The organism is Ramlibacter sp. Leaf400, from assembly GCF_001424545.1.
Classification (GTDB): Bacteria; Pseudomonadota; Gammaproteobacteria; order Burkholderiales; family Burkholderiaceae_C; genus Ramlibacter.
In genome coordinates this window covers 409223-422724 of sequence record NZ_LMQL01000012.1, presented here as the reverse complement: position 1 = coordinate 422724, position 13502 = coordinate 409223, and the positions used below count along the sequence as shown (strand labels likewise).

12 protein-coding genes are annotated in these 13502 nt (G+C 67.7%); 9 read left to right on the top strand and 3 right to left on the bottom strand.

Annotation, left to right across the window (positions count from 1 at the left end; genetic code table 11):
* The first annotated feature begins 165 nt into the window (after window positions 1-165).
* The 5 genes from ugpB to ugpQ all read left to right on the top strand — a co-directional run bounded on the left by ugpB (window position 166) and on the right by ugpQ (window position 5133).
* Window positions 166-1470 carry a sn-glycerol-3-phosphate ABC transporter substrate-binding protein UgpB gene (ugpB, locus tag ASG30_RS17785; RefSeq protein WP_055899769.1) on the top strand — a complete coding sequence of 435 codons (1305 nt, stop codon included), beginning with the start codon at window positions 166-168 and terminating at the stop codon, window positions 1468-1470.
* A 171-nt stretch (window positions 1471-1641) separates the two neighbouring features.
* Complete coding sequence (gene ugpA / locus ASG30_RS17780; RefSeq protein ID WP_055899766.1) at window positions 1642-2523, top strand: sn-glycerol-3-phosphate ABC transporter permease UgpA; 882 nt, start codon at window positions 1642-1644, stop codon at window positions 2521-2523.
* A gap of 1 nt (window position 2524) precedes the next feature.
* Window positions 2525-3379, top strand: a complete 855-nt coding sequence (ugpE, locus tag ASG30_RS17775; RefSeq protein WP_055899763.1) for a sn-glycerol-3-phosphate ABC transporter permease UgpE — start codon at window positions 2525-2527, stop codon at window positions 3377-3379.
* A gap of 3 nt (window positions 3380-3382) precedes the next feature.
* Window positions 3383-4393, top strand: coding sequence for a sn-glycerol-3-phosphate import ATP-binding protein UgpC (locus tag ASG30_RS17770; RefSeq protein WP_055899760.1), 1011 nt, complete (start codon window positions 3383-3385; stop codon window positions 4391-4393).
* Window positions 4390-5133: a glycerophosphodiester phosphodiesterase gene (gene ugpQ / locus ASG30_RS17765; RefSeq protein WP_055899757.1), complete on the top strand. Its 744-nt coding sequence runs from the start codon at window positions 4390-4392 to the stop codon at window positions 5131-5133. The genes ASG30_RS17770 and ugpQ overlap by 4 nt, the downstream gene beginning before the upstream one ends.
* A 1-nt stretch (window position 5134) precedes the next feature.
* Here ugpQ and ASG30_RS17760 read toward each other — a convergent pair whose 3' ends face one another.
* The 3 genes from ASG30_RS17760 to ASG30_RS17750 all read right to left on the bottom strand — a co-directional run bounded on the left by ASG30_RS17760 (window position 5135) and on the right by ASG30_RS17750 (window position 7642).
* Window positions 5135-5725, bottom strand: a complete 591-nt coding sequence (locus ASG30_RS17760; protein WP_055899754.1) for a DUF3501 family protein — start codon at window positions 5723-5725, stop codon at window positions 5135-5137.
* Window positions 5726-5741: 16 nt separating this feature from the next.
* Window positions 5742-7088 carry a (Fe-S)-binding protein gene (locus ASG30_RS17755; RefSeq protein ID WP_055899752.1) on the bottom strand — a complete coding sequence of 449 codons (1347 nt, stop codon included), beginning with the start codon at window positions 7086-7088 and terminating at the stop codon, window positions 5742-5744.
* Between the two features lie 131 nt (window positions 7089-7219).
* Complete coding sequence (locus tag ASG30_RS17750) at window positions 7220-7642, bottom strand: rubrerythrin family protein (RefSeq protein WP_055899749.1); 423 nt, start codon at window positions 7640-7642, stop codon at window positions 7220-7222.
* Window positions 7643-7862: 220 nt separating this feature from the next.
* On the opposite strand from ASG30_RS17750, the gene ASG30_RS17745 reads away from it, so the two are divergent.
* From ASG30_RS17745 to ASG30_RS17730, 4 genes are all read left to right on the top strand, one after another.
* Entirely contained in the window at window positions 7863-8483 is a 621-nt protein-coding gene (locus ASG30_RS17745; RefSeq protein WP_055899746.1) for a VOC family protein, read from the top strand.
* Window positions 8484-8487: 4 nt separating this feature from the next.
* Window positions 8488-10212, top strand: a complete 1725-nt coding sequence (locus ASG30_RS17740) for an FAD-dependent oxidoreductase (RefSeq protein ID WP_055899744.1) — start codon at window positions 8488-8490, stop codon at window positions 10210-10212.
* Between the two features lie 14 nt (window positions 10213-10226).
* Window positions 10227-10433, top strand: coding sequence for a DUF2783 domain-containing protein (locus ASG30_RS17735; protein WP_055900193.1), 207 nt, complete (start codon window positions 10227-10229; stop codon window positions 10431-10433).
* 77 nt (window positions 10434-10510) lie between these two features.
* Window positions 10511-13384, top strand: coding sequence for a valine--tRNA ligase (locus tag ASG30_RS17730; RefSeq protein WP_055899741.1), 2874 nt, complete (start codon window positions 10511-10513; stop codon window positions 13382-13384).
* Window positions 13385-13502: the final 118 nt, after the last annotated feature.

The following is a 13502-nucleotide window of genomic DNA, read 5'->3' as shown; positions in this document are numbered from 1 at the left end:
GATGTTACCGCAGTGCAACAAGACCCGCGGACCGCAAGGCCGCAAGGGAAGGCGCCCTCATGGGAAACCCCGTTGTACCGCTGCGGTCGGCTCTGTTTAATGACCTGTCACAAATGAACTGTAGAGTCACGCGCTTTTCGTGACCGATCTCATCCAGGAGTTTTCATGAATCTGAAGTTCGCCGCGGTGGCCCTCGCCGCCGCCTTCGCCCTGCCCGCGTCGGCGCAGACCGAAATCCAGTGGTGGCACTCGATGGGCGGCGCCCTGGGCGAATGGGTCAACGACCTCGCCAAGGAATTCAACGCCAGCCAGAAGGACTACAAGGTCACGCCGACCTTCAAGGGCAGCTATGCCGAGTCCATGACCGCCGGCATCGCGGCCTACCGCGCCGGCAACGCGCCGCACCTCATCCAGGTGTTCGAAGTGGGCACCGCCACCATGATGTCCGCCAAGGGCGCCGTCGTCCCGGTGGCCGAGGTGATGACCAAGGCCGGACTGAAGTTCGATCCCAGCATCTACGTGCCGGCCGTCGCGGGCTACTACACGGCGCCCAACGGGCAGATGCTCAGCTACCCGTTCAACAGCTCGACGCCGGTCTTCCACTACAACAAGGACGCGTTCAAGGCCGCCGGCCTGGACCCCGAGAGCCCGCCCAAGACCTGGCCCGAGGTGGCGCTGGCCGCCGCCAAGCTGAAGGCATCGGGCCACAAGTGCCCCTTCACCACCAGCTGGATCAGCTGGACGCAGCTGGAGAGCTTCTCGGCCTGGCACAACGTGCTGTACTCGACCAAGAACAACGGCTTCGGCGGCCTGGACACGCGACTGGCCTTCAACAGCCCGCTGCACGTGCGCCACGTCGAGAACCTGGCCAACATGGCCAAGAGCGGCCTGTTCGTCTACAAGGGCCGCGAGAACAAGGCCGACGCCACCTTCGTGTCGGGCGAGTGCGCCATGATCACCGGCTCCTCGGCCCTGGCCGGCAGCGTCAAGCGCAACAGCAAGTTCGGCTACGGCATCGGCACCCTGCCCTACTACCCGGACGTGCCGGGCGCCCCGCAGAACACCGTGATCGGCGGCGGCAGCCTGTGGGTGATGGCCGGCAAGAAGCCGGAGGAGTACAAGGGCATCGCCCAGTTCCTGAACTACCTGTCCAAGCCTGAAGTCGCGGCCGCGAGCCACCAGCGCACCGGCTACCTGCCGGTGACCAAGGCGTCCTTCGACGTGACCGAGAAGGCCGGCTTCTACAAGCAGAACCCGGGCTACGACGTCTCGGTGAACCAGATGATCCGCAAGACCACCGACAAGTCGCGTGGCGTGCGCCTGGGCAACTTCGTCCAGATCCGCACCATCATCGACGAGGAACTCGAAGGCGTGTGGCAGGGCAACAAGCAGCCCAAGGAGGCGCTGGACAACGCGGTCAAGCGCGGCAACGAACAGTTGGAGCGCTTCCAGAAGGCCAACAAGTCCTGATGCCGGCGTCCCCGCGCAGGCGGGGACCCAGCACTTCACGAAGCCCCGCACCGCGGGGCTTTCTCTTTCATCCGGCAAGCCCTGGATTCCCGGCTTCGCGGGAATGACGGGGGATCGGGGCCCCGCCCGCGGGACGAGTGGCATCTCAACAGTTCGAGGACAATACCGAGCATGGAGAAGAGGGTCCTTTTCAAGTCGTCGTGGCTGCCCTGGGTGCTGATCGCGCCGCAGATGGCCATCATCCTGGTGTTCTTCTTCTGGCCGGCCGGGCAGGCCCTCTACCAGAGCGTGCTGCAGGAGGACGCCTTCGGCGCCACCTCCGAGTTCGTGGGCCTGGAGAACTTCCAGCGCCTGTTCGACGACCCGGGCTACCTCGACTCCTTCCGCATCACGGCCATCTTCTCGGTGCTGGTGGCCGTGGGCGGCCTGGCGGTCTCGCTGCTGCTGGCGGTGATGGCCAACCGGGTGGTCCGCGCCGCGGGCATCTACAAGACGCTGCTGATCTGGCCCTATGCCGTCGCGCCGGTCGTGGCCGGCGTGCTGTGGCTGATGATGTTCGCCTCGCCGTACGGCACGGTGCGCTATGCGCTGATCCAGATGGGTTTCGAGTGGAACCACGTGCTCAACGGCAACCACGCGATGGCGCTGATCGTCATGGCGGCGATCTGGAAGCACATCTCCTACAACTTCCTGTTCTTCCTGGCCGGCCTGCAGTCGATCCCGCAGTCGCTGATCGAGGCGGCCACCATCGACGGCGCGTCGCCGTGGCGGCGCTTCTGGAGCATCGTCTTCCCGCTGCTGTCGCCCACCACCTTCTTCCTGCTGGTGATCAACGTCGTCTACGCCTTCTTCGAGACCTTCGCGATCGTGGACGCAGCCACCAACGGCGGCCCGGGCAAGGACACCTCGATCCTGGTCTACAAGGTCTACTACGACGGCTTCAAGGCGATGGACATCAACGGTTCCGCGGCGCAGTCCGTGGTGCTGATGGTGATCGTGGTGGCGCTGACGGTCGTCCAGTTCCGCTTCGTCGAGAAGAAGGTGCATTACTGACATGGTCCAGCGCAATCCCATCCTCGACTTCTTCTCCCACCTGATCCTGATCCTCGGGGTGCTGGTGGTCTTCTTCCCGATCTACGTGACCTTCATAGGCTCGACGCAGACCGCGCAGCAGATCAACTCCAGCAACCCGATCTCGCTGCTGCCCGGCAGCAACTTCATCGAGAGCTACCGCTTCGCCCTCCTGGGCGGCAAGACGGAAGCCGGCGCCACCGTCGCCCCGGCCTTGCCGATGATGGGCATCAGCCTGGCCAGCGCGCTGATCATCGCCATCGGCAAGATCGCGATCTCCATCCTGTCGGCCTTCGCCATCGTCTACTTCCGCTTCCCGGCCAAGAACCTCGTGTTCTGGATGGTGTTCGTGACGCTGATGCTGCCGGTGGAGGTGCGCATCGGGCCGACCTACGAGGTGATCTCCGACCTGCGGATGCTCAACTCCATGGCCGGCCTGACGGTGCCGCTGATCGCCTCGGCCACCGCCACCTTCCTGTTCCGGCAGTTCTTCCTCACCGTGCCCGACGAACTGGTGGAGGCCGCCCGCATCGACGGCGCCGGCCCGATGCGCTTCTTCAAGGACGTGCTGCTGCCGCTGTCCAAGACCTCGATGGCGGCGCTGTTCGTCATCCAGTTCATCTACGGCTGGAACCAGTACCTGTGGCCGTTGCTCGTGACCACCGACGAGCGCATGTACCCGATCGTGATGGGCATCAAGCGCCTGATCTTCGGCGAGGTCTACATCGAGTGGAACGTGGTCATGGCCACGGCCATCCTGGCGATGCTGCCGCCGGCGGTGGTCGTCATCCTGATGCAGAAATGGTTCGTCAAGGGCCTGGTCGACACAGAGAAATAAGACATGGCATCCATCACGCTCAACAACGTCGTCAAGAAATACGGCAAAGGCAAGCAGGAGCTCCAGGTGATCCACGGCGTGAACGCCGACATCGCCGACCGCGAGTTCATCGTCATCGTCGGGCCTTCGGGCTGCGGCAAGTCGACGCTGCTGCGCATGGTGGCCGGCCTGGAAGAGATCAGCGGCGGCGAGATCTCCATCGGCGGCCGGGTGGTCAACAAGCTCGAGCCGGCCGAGCGCGACATCGCCATGGTGTTCCAGAACTACGCGCTCTACCCGCACATGAGCGTGTTCGACAACATGGCCTACGGCCTGAAGATCCGCAAGATGCCGGTCGAGGAGATCCGCACCCGCGTGGACAAGGCCGCCAAGATCCTGGAGCTGGGCCACCTGCTGGACCGCAAGCCGCGCCAGCTGTCCGGCGGCCAGCGCCAGCGCGTGGCCATGGGCCGCGCCATCGTGCGCCAGCCGCAGGTGTTCCTGTTCGACGAGCCGCTGTCCAACCTGGACGCCAAGCTGCGCGCACAGACCCGCCTGGAGATCCAGAAGCTGCACCGCGAGCTGGGCATCACGTCGCTCTTCGTCACCCACGACCAGGTCGAGGCCATGACGCTGGCGCAGCGCATGCTGGTGATGAACGCCGGCGTGATGGAGCAGTTCGGCACGCCGGAGGAGGTCTACCACCGCCCCGCCTCCACCTTCGTCGCCAGCTTCATCGGCTCGCCGCCCATGAACCTGCTGAAGAAGGCGCCGGGCGGGCGCGACGGCGCCATCCTGGGCATCCGCCCGGAGCACCTGGACATCGGCAACACCGGCTGGGACGTGCGGGTCGAGACGATCGAGCTGCTCGGCGCCGAACGCCTGATCTACGGCCGCATCGGCGACGAGCAGATCATCGTGCGCAACGAGGAAGGCCATCCGGCGCCGGCGCCCGACAGCGTCATCCGCGTGGCGCCGCGCCAGGACCGCGTGCACTGGTTCGACGCGGCCAGCGGCAAGCGCCTGCAGGCATGAACGCCAAGGCGGCGTGGCCCTACCCGCGGTGGGTGGCCCACCGCGGCGCCGGCAAGCTGGCGCCAGAGAACACGCTGGCGGCCTTCCGCCTGGGTGCGCAGCACGGCTATCGCATGTTCGAGTGCGACGCCAAGCTGTCGGCCGACGGCGTGGTCTTCCTGATGCACGACGCGACGCTGGACCGCACCACCAACGCCCAGGGCGTCGGCGGCGACAGGCCCTGGAGCGAACTCTCCCGGCTCGACGCCGGCGGCTGGCATTCGCGGGCCTACGCCGGCGAGCCGCTGCCCACGCTGGAGAACCTGGCCCGCTTCTGCCTGGCCAGCGGTTATTTCCTCAACATCGAGATCAAGCCCACGCCCGGCCTGGAGCAGCGCACCGGCGAAGTGGTGGCGCAGGAGGCCGCCCGCCTGTGGGCCGGCGCCGAGGTGCCGCCCCTGCTCACGTCGTTCCGCCCCGAGTCGCTGCAAGGCGCCCTGCAGGCCGCGCCCGGCCTGCCGCGCGGGCTGCTGCTCGACACGCTGTGGTCGGGCTGGTTCGACATCGCCCGCCGGCTCGATTGCGTGGCCATCGTCTGCAACCATGCGCTGTGGGACGCGCAGACCGTCGCGCAGGTCAAGGCCGCCGGCATGCGCTGCCTGAGCTACACGGTCAACGACGAGTGGGCGGCGCAGCGGCTGCTGCAGCTGGGCACCGACGCGGTCATCACCGACCGCGTGGACCTGTTCTCCCCGACCTGAACTAGCGCAGGTCGCCGGCCAGCGAGGCCAGCGTCTCGGCGGGGATCGCGACGTGCGCCGGGTAGTTGCGGTGGTCGCACCCCAGCTTGACGGCCGCGCCGGCCTTGATGGCCTGGACCGCCGCTGGCTTGAACTCGAAGCGCACGAAGTGGACGGCCGAGGTCTTCTCGTCGTTCTCGCGGTCCAGGTCCTCGTCGGCGATGGCGTAGACGCGCTCCTGCCCTTCGACCTCCACGAACATCCGGTCCTCGACGCCGATCAGCCGGGCCAGCTCGCGCTTGCGCTCGTTGATGTCGGGGTACTCGATCAGCATCGTGCCCTTCCAGTTGCTGCCGTCCGGCACCAGCGGCGCATAGGCCTCGATCTCCTGGGCTATGCCCTCGTCCTCGAAGATGCGCTCCAGGCGCAGCATCTCCTGGATCTGGTAGCGGATGGTGGTCTCGCTCTCGAACTGCAGCGTGATGTGCTCGCCCAGGTGCACGGTGCGCAGCTTGCGGTGGGCGATGACGTCCGCCTTGTGCGCCTTGCGCCACCGGGCGTACGCCTCCAGCGTCATGAGGCTGTCGCGGGTGATCCGGCCGGTCAGTTGCATGGCGTGAACGTGCTCCTCAGAGGCCGTAGGCCTTGCGCACCAGGCTGAGCGGATGCGCCAGCGTGGGCGTGCCGAGCTGGTTGACCTCGAAGCCCTGGGCGATGTGGTGGCCGCCCAGCGGGCAGTCGGAGCTGATGTAGTCGGGCGCGCCGCCGGCGGGGTGTTCCGACATCCTGCGGAAGAGCGGCTTGCCGATCTTCATCGCCATCTGGTGGTAGCCCTTCTTCACGCCGTAGGTGCCGGCGTGGCCCGAGCAGCGCTCGTGGGTCGACACCTGGGTGCCCGGCACCAGCTTGAGCACTTCCTCCGTGCGCTTGCCGATGTTCTGCACGCGGCCGTGGCAGGGCGTGTGGTAGCTCACCTTGCCCAGCGGCTGGCTGAAGTCGGTGCGCAGCAGCCCGTCGCGCCGGCGCGCGGAGAGGTACTCGAACGGGTCCCACATCGCCTCCTTGACGGCCTGCACGTCGGCGTCGTCCGGGTACATGAGGGGCAGCTCCTGCTTGTACATCAGCGTGCAGCTGGGCACCGCCGACAGGATGGCGTAGCCCTCGCGCGCATAGCGGGCCAGCACCGGGATGTTGACCTGCTTGAGCTTGTCGACGCCTTCCAGGTCGCCCAGCTCGAGCTTGGGCATGCCGCAGCACTTTTCCTTCTGGACCAGCTCGTAGGGCACCTGGTTGTGCGCCAGCACCGTGAGCAGGTCGTGCCCGATGCCGGGCTCGTTGTAATTGATGTAGCAGGTGGCGTAGACCGCCACCTTGCCCGGCGACTTGGCGCCGTCCTGCACCGGGAAGGGCTTGGACTTGGGCGCGCCCGAGCGGAACTTGCGGGTGGCCAGGTCGGGCAGCCAGGCGTCCTTGTCGACGCCGATCACCTTCTCCATCGCGGCGCGGGCCGGCTTGGTGTGGTTCACCGCATTGGCCACCTGCACCACGACCGGGATGCCCGCGAACTTGCCGTGCGTGTCCGTCGACGCGAGGAACCTCTCGCCCGCGGGCAGGCCCTTGCGGTACTTGATGGCCTTGGCGCGCAGCATGGTGTGCGGGAAGTCCACGTTCCACTCGTGCGGGGGCACGTAGGGACACTTGGTCATGTAGCACAGGTCGCACAGGTAGCACTGGTCGACGACCTTCCAGTAGTCCTGCTTGTCCACGCCGTCGACCTCGCCGGTCTTGCCCTCGTCCACCAGGTCGAACAGCGTCGGGAAGGCGCCGCACAGGCTCACGCAGCGGCGGCAGCCGTGGCAGATGTCGAAGATGCGCTCCAGCTCCTTGAACGCGACCGGCTCGTCGTAGAACTCGGGGTTGCGCCAGTCGATCGGATGCCGGGTGGGGGCTTCGAGGCTGCCTTCGCGTGGGGGCATGGCTGGGGGGAGGGGCTAGGGGCTAGGGGCTAGGGGCTAGGGGCTAGGGGAGAAGGCGGACCGGCTGTTCCCTAGTCCCTAGCCCCCAGTCCCTAGCCCCTAGAGCGAAGCGGCCATTCGGCCGCGCGCGCTCAATCGACCAGCTCGTTCAGCGCCCTGGTATAGCGATTGGCGTGCGAGCGTTCGGCCTTGGCCAGCGTCTCGAACCAGTCGGCGACCTCGTCGAAACCTTCCTCGCGCGCGGTCTTGGCCATGCCCGGGTACATGTCGGTGTACTCGTGGGTCTCGCCGGCCACGGCGGCCTTCAGGTTGTCGCGCGTGGCGCCGATCGGCAGGCCGGTGGCGGGGTCGCCGCACTGCTCCAGCCATTCGAGGTGGCCGTGGGCATGGCCGGTCTCGCCTTCCGCGGTCGAGCGGAACAGGGCCGCCACGTCGTTCTGGCCCTCCACGTCGGCCTTGTTCGCGAAGTACAGGTAACGGCGGTTGGCCTGCGATTCGCCGGCGAAGGCGGCCTTCAGGTTCTCTTCCGTCTTGGAGCCTTTGAGTGCTGCCATGGGAGTCTCCTTTTGGGGGGTGGATCGATGGGACGGGCGTCCTGGACGGGCACGCCCGGAAGGACCAACGCAATGTAGCGCCGGCACCCGAATCAGGGTCATAGAGCCTGCCTAATGCGCCGATAGCAACCAGGTCTGGTGCGGCCCGATGGGCTTCCGTCGCCGGAAATCATTACGGTATAGTAAATGCATTACGCATAGTTGAATGCAGGAGAGACCGATGGCCGCCGTTCTGAAGACCGCGGGGGCGCTGCCCGCGCCCGCGCCGATCCAGCAGCTCCACCATTACGCCTACCGGGCCCGCGACGCGGAGGAGACCCGGCATTTCTATGAGGACATCCTGGGCCTGCCGCTCTACCACATCATCCAGAGCGACCACGTGCCCAGCACGGGCGAGTACTGCCCGTACACCCACTTCTTCTTCCGCCTGCAGGACGGCTCGTTCATCGCCTTCTTCGACCTGGGCGACGACCAGGCCTGCGAGCCCTCGCCCAACACGCCCAAGTGGGTCAACCACATCTCCTTCCGGGTGGACTCCATGCAGGCGCTCGAGGACATGAAGGCCCGGCTGGAGGCCCACGGCGTGGAGGTGCTGGGCATCACGGACCACCACATCTTCCACAGCATCTACTTCTTCGACCCCAACGGCGTGCGGCTGGAGCTCACGGCGCAGCTGGCCGATGAGTTCCAGATGCTGCAGGAGAGCAAGACGGCCCACGCCCGCCTGGCCGAGTGGACCGCCCGCAAGGACCAGTGGCGCCGGGAGCGTGCCGAGGGCAAGGCGGCGCAGCCGCTCAAGCCGCAGCAGAACGACCGGCCCGAAGTGGCCACCAGGACCTGACCGCATGGACGAGTTGCGCACCGGCTACGCCGACACGTCGTTCAGCAACGGCTACGAATTCACCCAGGGCACCGGCTACCAGTTGCCGGAATACCCGTTCGAGACACCGGCCGAGCTGAAGGACGGCCGCCCGGGCGAACACCGCATCGCCATCGTCGGCGGCGGCCTGGCGGGCCTGACCCTGGCCTGCGCGCTCGCCCGCTACGGCGTGCAGGCCGTGCTGCTGGACGAGGACAACACGGTGGGCGTCAAGGGCGCCTCCTCGCGCGGCATCTGCTACACGCAGAAGTCGCTGGAGATCTTCCACCGCCTGGGCATCTACGAGCGCATCGCCCGCAAGGGCATCCAGTGGAGCGTGGGCCGCACCTTCGCCGGCCACGACGAGGTGTACTCGTTCGACCTGCGCCAGCAGAGCGCCTACAACCTCTCGACCCAGCCGCCCTTCATCAACATCCAGCAGTTCTACATCGAGGGCTACCTGGTCGAACGCATCCGCGAGCTGGGCGGCGTGGAGCTGCGCTGGCAGAACCGCGTGACCGGCTTCGAGCAGGACGCGGCCGGCGCCACGCTCTCGGTCAGCACCCCGGCCGGCGACTACAAGCTGCGGGCCGAGCACGTGATCGACGCCACCGGCTCGCGCAGCCCCTTCCGCCAGTGGGCCGGCGCGAGCGTGACGGCGCGCAAGGGCGACGATCGCTGGTGCATCGCCGACGTGCGCTTCTCCAAGCACCCGCCGGTGGAGCGCCACACCTGGATCGAGGCGCCCTTCAACGAGAACCGCGCCGTCTGGCAGCACCTGATGGGCGACGAGGTCTGGCGCATCGACTACCAGATGGCCCCCAACGCCGACCCCGAGGAGGTCAGCCGCGAGGAGGTGGTGCGCGAGCGGCTGCGCCGCCAGTTCGGCAAGGACTGCGAGGTCGAGATCGTCTGGGTCGGCCCCTACGCCTACCGCAGCGAATGCATCGACGCGATGCGCCACGGCCGGCTGTTCTTCATGGGCGACGCCGCCAAGGTGGTGAGCCCCTTCGGCGCGCGCGGCGGCAACACCGGCGTGGCCGATGCCGACAACCTGGCCTGGAAGCTGGCCGCGGTGCTCCAGGGCCGGGCGCCGGCGTCCCTGCTGGACAGCTTCCACGAGGAGCGCCACGAGGCGGCGCAGCAGAACGTGCTGGTCACCAACCGCACGGCGCGCTTCCTGAGGCCGGCCGACGGCATCGAGAAGGTGTTCCGCACCGCAGCGGTGGGCCTGGCGCGCCAGTACCCCTTCGCCCGCCAGCTGGTGAACACCGGCCGCATGGCCATCGCCAACCCCTACACCCGCTCCAGCGTGTGCGAGAAGGGCGGCGGGCAGTCGGTCCAGAACGTGTCCTTCCTCTGGCCGGACGGCTCGCGCGGGGTGGTCAACGACCTCCTGCAGTGGGCCGACGGCCGGCTGCTGCTGCTGGTGTTCGGCGATCCCGGCCGTGCCGGCCTCGCTCGGCTGCGCGACCTGGTGCAGGCCGCGCCGCTGCGCTGCGTGCAGGTGCTGGGCCCGAACGACCGTCCGGGGGCGCTGGAACACGTGCGCGACCCGGAAGGCCACCTGCAGGGCGCCTGCCACGTGTTCGGCCACGCCTGGGCCCTGGTGCGGCCCGACAGTTACGTCGCCGCCACCGGCGAGAGCGTGGACGCCGGCCTGGTGCAGGCGGTGGCCCGCGCCATGGGCGCGCACGGAGCCGACCAATGAAGCTGCCCACCTCCATGAAGACCAACCTGAACCTGCAGGACGCCGACGGCTTCTACGAACAGCTGCTGGACGCCCACCAGGGCCTGGACCGCGAGCAGTCCGAGCTGCTCAATGCCCGGCTCATCCTGCTGCTGGCCAACCAGGTGGGCGACGCGCAGGTGCTGCGCGAGTGCGTGCGGGCGGCCGCCCACGTCCCCGCCGCCTCGGCCGGGCCGGCCTGAAAGCGCGCTGGCCGAATAAAATCGGCGCCTCCCTTCCACAACGGCATCCCCCGGGTGCCGTTTTTCGTTTTTCCGCCATGAGCGACACCCCTGCCCAGCCCGGCCTCAGCAGCCTGCCCAAGTCCTTCGAGCCCGCCGCGATCGAGGCCCGCTGGGGCCCGACGTGGGAGTCGCGCGGTTACGGCCGAGCCGGCTGGCGCGGCACCGGCGCGCCCAAGGAAGGCGAGCCCTCCTTTGCCATCCAGCTGCCGCCGCCCAACGTGACCGGCACGCTGCACATGGGACACGCGTTCAACCAGACCATCATGGACAGCCTCACGCGCTACCACCGGATGCGCGGGTTCAACACGCTGTGGGTGCCGGGCACGGACCACGCGGGCATCGCCACCCAGATCGTGGTGGAGCGCCAGTTGCAGCAGCAGGGACAGAGCCGCCACGACCTGGGCCGCGGCAAGTTCGTCCAGCGCGTCTGGGAGTGGAAGCAGCAGTCGGGCAACACCATCACCATGCAGATGCGCCGCATGGGCGACAGCGTGGACTGGTCGCACGAGTACTTCACGATGGACGAGAACCTCTCGAAGGTCGTGACCGAGACCTTCGTGCGGCTGTACGAGCAGGGGCTGATCTACCGCGGCAAGCGGCTGGTGAACTGGGACCCCGAACTCAAGACCGCCGTCAGCGACCTGGAAGTGGAGAGCGAGGAGGAAGAGGGCTTCCTCTGGCACATCCGTTACCCGCTCAGCGACGGCGGCGGCAACCTGACGGTCGCCACCACCCGGCCCGAGACCATGCTGGGCGACGTCGCCGTGATGGTCCACCCCGAGGACGAGCGCTACCGCCACCTGGTCGGAAAGACGGTGCGGCTGCCGCTGTGCGACCGCGAGATCCCCGTGATCGCCGACGAGTACGTGGACCGCGAATTCGGCACCGGCGTCGTCAAGGTCACGCCGGCGCACGACCCCAACGACTATGCCGTCGGCCAGCGCCACGGGCTGCCGATGATCGGCGTGCTCACGCTGGACGCGAAGGTCAACGACAACGCGCCGGCGGCCTACCGCGGCCTGGACCGGTTCGATGCGCGCAAGAAGGTCGTGGCCGACCTCGAAGCGCAGGGCCTGCTCGCCGAGACCAAGAAGCACAAGCTGATGGTCCCGCGCTGCGCCCGCACCGGCCAGGTGGTGGAGCCCATGCTCACCGACCAGTGGTTCGTCGCGATGACCAAGGTGGGCGAAGGCGACCCGACCGGCAAGTCCATCGCCGCCAAGGCCATCGACGCCGTGCAGTCCGGGCAGGTGCGCTTCGTGCCGGAGAACTGGGTCAACACCTACAACCAGTGGATGAACAACATCCAGGACTGGTGCATCTCGCGCCAGCTCTGGTGGGGCCACCAGATCCCGGCCTGGTACGACGAGTCGGGCAACGTGTACGTCGCCCGCAGCGAGCAGGAAGCCCGGGCCAAGGCGCCCGGCAAGACCCTGCGCCGCGACGAGGACGTGCTGGACACCTGGTACTCGTCGGCGCTGGTGCCCTTCTCCACCCTGGGGTGGCCGGACAAGACGAAGGACCTGGAGCTGTACCTGCCCTCCTCGGTGCTGGTGACCGGCTACGACATCATCTTCTTCTGGGTCGCCCGGATGATCATGATGACGACCCACTTCACCGGCCAGGTGCCCTTCCGCGACGTGTACATCCACGGCCTGGTGCGCGACTCGCACGGGCACAAGATGAGCAAGTCGGAAGGCAACGTGCTGGATCCGGTCGACCTGATCGACGGCATCTCGCTGCCGCCGCTGCTGGAAAAGCGCACCACCGGCCTGCGCAAGCCCGAGACCGCGCCGCAGGTGCGCCGCAACACGGAGAAGGAATTCCCCGAAGGCATCCCGGCCTACGGCGCCGATGCCCTGCGCTTCACCTTCGCCTCGCTGGCGTCGCTGGGCCGCAGCATCAACTTCGACCCCAAGCGCTGCGAGGGCTACCGCAACTTCTGCAACAAGCTCTGGAACGCCTCGTTGTTCGTGCTGATGAACTGCGAGGGCCAGGACTGCGGCCTGAAGGAGCACACCAAGGAAGAATGCCAGCCGGGCGGGCCGGCCCACGGCTACATGAAGTTCTCGCAGGCCGACCGCTGGATCAGCTCGCTGCTGCAGAAGACCGAGGCGGACATCGCGCAGGGCTTTGCCGACTATCGCCTGGACAACGTCGCCAACTCGCTCTACGACTTCGTCTGGAACCAGTACTGCGACTGGTACCTGGAGATCGCCAAGGTGCAGCTGCGCAACGGCAGCCAGGGCGAGCAGCGCGCCACCCGCCGCACGCTGATCCGCACGCTCGAGGCCATCCTGCGCCTGGGGCATCCGGTGATCCCGTTCATCACCGAGGAGCTCTGGCAGAAGGTCGCGCCGGTGGCCGGCCTCGCGGGTGAATCGGTGAGCATCGCGCGCTACCCGCAGGCGCAGCCGGAGAAGATCGACGAGGCGGCCATCGCCTACGTCGACCGCCTCAAGGCCATGGTCGACAGCTGCCGCCAGCTGCGCGGCGAGATGAACGTGTCGCCGGGCACGCGGCTGCCGCTCTACGCCGTGGGCGACGCCGGCTTCCTGCGCGAGGTGGCGCCGGTGCTGCAGGCGCTGGCCCGCCTGAGCGAAGTGAAGGTGTTCGACGACGAGGCCGCTTGGGCCGCTGCGGCGCAGGCCGCGCCCGTGGCCCTCGTGGGTGATTCCCACCTTTGCCTCTTCATGGAAATCGACGTGGCGGCCGAGAAGGCCCGCCTCTCCAAGGAAGCCGCGCGGATCGAAGGCGAACTGGCCAAGGCCAACGCCAAGCTCGCCAACCAGGCTTTCGTGGCCAAGGCGCCGCCGGCGGTGATCGAGCAGGAGCGCAAGCGGATTGCGGAGTTCGGGGCGACGCTCGAGCGGCTGCGGCAACAGCTCGCGCGCCTAGCCGCGGCGTGAAAAAAACCCTGCTAGAGCCGGGCTGGGCTCACTGATCGGCGTGGGCGCCTACGCGCGCCCGCCGTCCTGGCCTACAGCGCTGTCAGCGTGCACCGACGCTGCCGTAGGACGGTGACCC

Bases quoted from the DNA above. Each gene is read 5' to 3' on its own strand.
- ugpB (WP_055899769.1), top strand. From the start codon at position 166: ATGAATCTGAAGTTCGCCGCGGTGGCCCTCGCCGCCGCCTTCGCCCTG.
- ugpA (WP_055899766.1), top strand. From the start codon at position 1,642: ATGGAGAAGAGGGTCCTTTTCAAGTCGTCGTGGCTGCCCTGGGTGCTG.
- ugpE (WP_055899763.1), top strand. From the start codon at position 2,525: ATGGTCCAGCGCAATCCCATCCTCGACTTCTTCTCCCACCTGATCCTG.
- ASG30_RS17770 (WP_055899760.1), top strand. From the start codon at position 3,383: ATGGCATCCATCACGCTCAACAACGTCGTCAAGAAATACGGCAAAGGC.
- ugpQ (WP_055899757.1), top strand. From the start codon at position 4,390: ATGAACGCCAAGGCGGCGTGGCCCTACCCGCGGTGGGTGGCCCACCGC.
- ASG30_RS17760 (WP_055899754.1), bottom strand. From the start codon at position 5,725: ATGCAACTGACCGGCCGGATCACCCGCGACAGCCTCATGACGCTGGAG.
- ASG30_RS17755 (WP_055899752.1), bottom strand. From the start codon at position 7,088: ATGCCCCCACGCGAAGGCAGCCTCGAAGCCCCCACCCGGCATCCGATC.
- ASG30_RS17750 (WP_055899749.1), bottom strand. From the start codon at position 7,642: ATGGCAGCACTCAAAGGCTCCAAGACGGAAGAGAACCTGAAGGCCGCC.
- ASG30_RS17745 (WP_055899746.1), top strand. From the start codon at position 7,863: ATGGCCGCCGTTCTGAAGACCGCGGGGGCGCTGCCCGCGCCCGCGCCG.
- ASG30_RS17740 (WP_055899744.1), top strand. From the start codon at position 8,488: ATGGACGAGTTGCGCACCGGCTACGCCGACACGTCGTTCAGCAACGGC.
- ASG30_RS17735 (WP_055900193.1), top strand. From the start codon at position 10,227: ATGAAGACCAACCTGAACCTGCAGGACGCCGACGGCTTCTACGAACAG.
- ASG30_RS17730 (WP_055899741.1), top strand. From the start codon at position 10,511: ATGAGCGACACCCCTGCCCAGCCCGGCCTCAGCAGCCTGCCCAAGTCC.